The sequence below is a fragment of the Actinomadura sp. NPDC000600 genome (genome assembly GCF_040492135.1).
GTDB lineage: Bacteria > Actinomycetota > Actinomycetes > Streptosporangiales > Streptosporangiaceae > Spirillospora.
Genome location: NZ_JBEUPD010000113.1, coordinates 1 through 1532, shown reverse-complemented (window position 1 = coordinate 1532; position 1532 = coordinate 1). Strand labels below are relative to the sequence as shown.

Annotated in this window: 2 protein-coding genes and 1 pseudogene; all 3 read right to left on the bottom strand. The window is 40.5% G+C overall.

Features of this window, described 5'->3' with window-relative positions; genetic code table 11:
* Positions 1-317: hypothetical protein (locus ABWI07_RS44055; RefSeq protein WP_353822196.1), on the bottom strand; the 317-nt coding region annotated here is incomplete at its 3' end.
* A gap of 235 nt (positions 318-552) precedes the next feature.
* Complete coding sequence (locus ABWI07_RS44050; RefSeq protein WP_353822197.1) at positions 553-1476, bottom strand: phage/plasmid primase, P4 family; 924 nt, start codon at positions 1474-1476, stop codon at positions 553-555.
* A pseudogene (locus ABWI07_RS44045) lies at positions 1434-1532 on the bottom strand (RNA polymerase subunit sigma-24); the annotation flags it as partial. The gene ABWI07_RS44050 and the pseudogene ABWI07_RS44045, both read right to left, overlap by 43 nt.

Here is a 1532-nt window from a genome sequence, read left to right as displayed (position 1 = left end):
GTCAGTAAGTCCGCAAAGACTTGCGTGTCATTGCCTGATATTTCATGAAACGCAAAGGTCAGCTCTTGCATTTCCTTAATGATTGATTTTACTGTTTCTTGTGGCTCGTCTTCCTGTGTTTCTGTCAGTTCGTCCACAGATAAGCCCAAAACTTCTGTAAGGTTGACTAGGTTCTCGCGCAATCCTTCCAATAAGTCTTTTTGAGTCGCTGGCGTTTCGTTTGCTCCCTCAATATTAATCAATTTTGAAGTGGGTTCTGAAAGTTCACTTGTAAGTGTAAAAAGGTTAGATAAGATTGTTTTTGTATTTTGGCTCATTTTATTTTCTCCGATTTTTCTATGTAGTAATTTGTAGTATTTTTTATGACAACATTTGTCAACACTTCAATTTGTCGGACAGCGTGCTTTTTTCATGTTTTTATTTCCTCTGATAAATTCCTAGCGAGTAGGTGTTTTTGCGGTAACAGAGTAACAGATACCTATAAATGGCTTAACCATAGGGTTAAAGCTGTTACTTCTAATAGTAACGTGTTACCGATTTTCAGTAACACTTTTATTTTTTCTTGCGGGAATAACCTTTAGTGACTTTTTTATGTTTCTCATCGTCCCAATAAAACAACCGTCTAAACAATTCCATTTCATTGGCTCGATGTAAATCGACAGCTCTATTAAAGCCTGCGCTATTTGGTCTTTGCACGGTCTTTTTCCATTGGTCTTTGACATAATCAGGTAGTTTATTCTCAAACTCTCGCTTAGTAAAGGGCTTCACTCCCTCATCTTCACACCATGCACGATATAAGGCGCTTATAAAGGCGGTCGGTAGAAAATCACTGACGAACTCCTCAAACATATCATTTACAAAAGCCAATACATTGTCATTGCTGATTTTAAAGTCATCTAACAGCCCTTGTGTGGCTTTCGGTTCGTCAAACTTCTCAAAGTTAAGCGATAAAGCGATTTTAAGGACATACTCTAAAACGTCTTTGCGTTTAATATAATCATCCTTTATTTTCCAATCGTCATTATCTGCGGTAAAAGACTTTTCAAAAGGCACGATAAGCAAACGTCTGTATGTTCCATTTGACTTATTTCTAAACTTTGGCAAGAAGTTAGTGGATTGTATAACCAGCTTATTAAATACTGCTAAGGTGGGTTGCTTTCCTTTCGCTTCAATCGGTACTGGGTCGCCAGTCACTACTGAAAAGTAATTTCCTGCGTTGTCTAAGTAACTGACTTGGCTGTCATCTCCAATAATACAAGTTTTGCCAACCACTTGGGAAAGGGCGAACCGTTCCGCAAATTGTTCAGCTTTGACACTTGCCACGTTCTCACGTCCGATTAAGTTCATGATGAGGCTCTGAAATGTACCTTTGCCGTCATTTCCTTTACCGACGAGCCAAACGCCTTTACGATAGGAGTAATTGCCGTTGGTACTTGCGCCACGTCCGGCGTGGTGAGCAGCGGTTCGGGCAGCCAGGGCCCGACGTAGGCCTCCTTGCGGCGTTTCATGCTGCGCAATCGGTTGATCGATTG